The sequence below is a fragment of the Sphingomonas arabinosi genome, from assembly GCF_036663715.1.
Taxonomy (GTDB): domain Bacteria; phylum Pseudomonadota; class Alphaproteobacteria; order Sphingomonadales; family Sphingomonadaceae; genus Sphingomonas.
On sequence record NZ_JAXOJN010000046.1, the window covers coordinates 1 to 2,903 of the forward strand.

Annotated in this window: 2 protein-coding genes and 1 pseudogene; all 3 read right to left on the reverse strand. The window is 64.8% G+C overall.

Features of this window, described 5'->3' with window-relative positions; all coding sequences use genetic code 11:
* Nucleotides 1-288: 288 nt before the first annotated feature.
* Nucleotides 289-570 carry a hypothetical protein gene (locus U1708_RS20500; protein ID WP_183938018.1) on the reverse strand — a complete coding sequence of 94 codons (282 nt, stop codon included), beginning with the start codon at nucleotides 568-570 and terminating at the stop codon, nucleotides 289-291.
* 167 nt (nucleotides 571-737) lie between these two features.
* Nucleotides 738-1,942 (reverse strand): annotated as a pseudogene (gene pcaF, locus U1708_RS20505) (3-oxoadipyl-CoA thiolase).
* Nucleotides 1,943-1,946: 4 nt separating this feature from the next.
* Nucleotides 1,947-2,732, reverse strand: coding sequence for a carboxymuconolactone decarboxylase family protein (locus U1708_RS20510; protein WP_332748134.1), 786 nt, complete (start codon nucleotides 2,730-2,732; stop codon nucleotides 1,947-1,949).
* Nucleotides 2,733-2,903 lie beyond the last annotated feature (171 nt).

The window sequence follows — 2,903 nt, forward strand, 5'->3', positions numbered from 1 at the left end:
ACTGTGGTTCCGGCGGGGTCGCTTGCTCATCTTGCTTCCTCTTCGCGGCCAGCATGGCCGCTGTCAGATCGGCAATCCACTTATCCCCGCTGTTCAGATTCCTAGAACCACCTCTCTGGGCAGCGCCACGACGTCGGCGTAGGCCCTTGAGGGCGGCGCGGACGATGCCGTGGCTGGTGGGCGCTGCCCCCTCTCGTGCAGGCCTAACAGGCCGTGTGCGGTGGCGAGACTGGCAACCCGCCGGGCGACCGTCGCGGGCTTGGCGCCGCGCGCCTCGAGCATGGCGAATTAGCGGACCAGGTTTTCGGGCTCTGCGGGCAGCGGGGCGACACGGATGTCCTCACACAAACACAGATAGCAGGCCAGGTCAGAAGCCAGCGCGGCCTTGCTCGCTGCTGCCATAGCGCCAAGTTGCGCGTCGAAGCCGATCTGGCTGACAGGGCCGGCATCAGCGGGCAGCGCAAGACCCAGCAACCGGGTGACGCGGACATCGATCGGCTCGACGATCCCCCGCCGCGCCCGGATCGGCAGCCCCTCCCCGTCGGTGCGATGGACGACGATCTCGCTCATGAGGGCCGCGCCCGCTGGTCCGACTTACCCTGCATTCCGGCTTCGTAGCACATCTCTGTAGTTAGCATAATTTTCGAGAATAGCGCTGATCAAACGTAGAAGCGGTTGCGACAGATGAGTCTGTATTGCGGGTAAACTGTCATCGACACGGCTTTGTGTTCGGGATGTCAGACCCGCTCGAGCAACAAGCCGATCCCCTGCCCGACACCGATACACATGAACGCCATCGCGTAGCGACCACCCGTACGATGAAGTTCCTCGACTGCGCTCATCGTGATCGGGCGCCGGACATGCCAAGAGGGTGACCAAGCGCGATTGCACCACCGTTAGGGTTCACGCGCGGGTCGTCGAACGGATCGATGTCGAGGTCGCGCAAAGTCGCGATCGCCTGGCTGGCGAACGCCTCGTTCAGCTCGATCACGTCGAGTTGCTCGATCGAGATGCCACCCAGCGTCATCAGCTTGCGTGCCGCCTCTATCGGCCCCACGCCCATGATCCGGGGGGCGACGCCCGCCGCTGCCATGGCAACGATCCGCGCGCGCGGGATCAGCCCGTGTCGCACCGCTGCGTCTTCCGACGTGATGAGCGTCGCGGCCGCTCCGTCGTTGAGGCCGGACGCGTTGCCGGCTGTCACGGTGCCATCCGCCCGCACGACCGGCTTCAGCTTTGCGAGCGCCTCAAAGCTGGTTGCCCGCAGATGTTCGTCGGCGGAGAAGACGATCGGATCGCCCGTCCTCTGCGGGATCGTGACGGGCACGATCTCGACGGCGAACCGTCCGCTCGCCTGCGCAGCAGCGGCCTTTTCCTGGCTGGCCAGGCCAAAGCGATCCTGATCCTTTCGGCTGACATGCCACTGATCAGCAACGTTCTCGCCCGTCTCCGGCATCGAGTCGACGCCATAAGCATGCCGCATCGCTGGGTTGACGAAACGCCAGCCCAGCGTGGTGTCCTCTAGCTTCTGCGCGCGATCAAAGGGGCTGTGCGCCTTGCCCATTACATAGGGCGCGCGCGTCATGCTCTCGACGCCGCCCGCAATCATGAACTCGGCATCACCGCTGCGGATCGCCCGTGCTGCCGATCCGATCGCGTCGAGGCCCGAACCACACAGCCGATTGATCGTCGATCCCGACACGCCCTCGGGCAATCCGGCGAGCAGCACGGCCATGCGCGCGACGTTGCGATTGTCCTCGCCCGCCTGGTTCGCGCAGCCCAAAATCGTGTCGTCGACAGCGCCCCAGTCAACGCCGGGATTGCGGTCCATCAACGCCTTCATCGGGATGGCGGCTAGGTCGTCGGCGCGGATGCTGGCGAGCGCCCCGTTCAGTCGGCCGATGGGCGTGCGGATCGCGTCGCAGAGGAAAGCGTCAGTGATGAGTTTAATCCTTGTCGCTGCCGGAGTCGATGTCGGCGATGATCTTGCCTGCTTCGGCAAAGGCGGTGTTAGCGGCGGGCACGCCAGCGTAGATGGCCGATTGCATCAACACTTCCTTGAGCTCCTCGCGCGTGAAGCCGTCGCGCATCAACCCGGTACGCACATGGAGCGCGAACTCCTCCCAGCGGCCGAGTGCTACGGTGATGGCGAGCACAATGAACCGACGGCTGCGATCATCAAGACCCGGCCGGCCCCAGACTTCGTTCCAGGCGATCCGCGTGATCATCGCCTGAAAATCGGCGGTGAAGTCCGTACGCTTGGCGAGCGACGCATCGACCCACGCATCGCCCAGCACGCGACGCCGGTTAAGCAGCCCTGCCTCGAACAATGTATTTGCGGCATCGTGAGTATCGGTCGGTACCAGAAAATCGCGAAGCATCGCCGCCAGCGCTGCGGGCGTCTCGATCGGCGCGAGATGCGCGGCGTCGAGATGCACCACGCGCGCGCCGGGCACCGCCGCCGCGATGTGTTCGCCATGCCCCACAAACGGCGTCGAGGTGTCGCGATCGCCCGCGACGATGAGCGTGGGAATACCGATCGCGGGCAACCGATCAATAAGGACCATGTCACGGATCGCGGCACCGCAACCCGCATAGCCCGCATCGGCCATAGCAATCAGGCCCTGACGCACGCTCTCGGCCGCGCCGCCATGCGTCGCCACGAAGCGCGGTGACAGGAACCGCCCCATGACCATGTCGGCGATCGCCGGCGTACCCCTTGTGCGTACCACCTCGATCCGATCATGCCATGCGCCAGCATCCATCGTCGCTGACGTGCAGACGAGCGCTAGAGCGGTTTCTCACCGTGCTGAATCATAAGGGGATTCCCGTCGCTGCGGTTTTCTGATTCAGGTGCGTGCCGGTGCAGGAGGCTGGCATGGATGGCGCGAGCATTGTCAGTG

What these genes read in the sequence shown, in the direction of transcription:
- U1708_RS20500 (WP_183938018.1), bottom strand. Translation starts at nt 570, where the DNA reads ATGAGCGAGATCGTCGTCCATCGCACCGACGGGGAGGGGCTGCCGATC.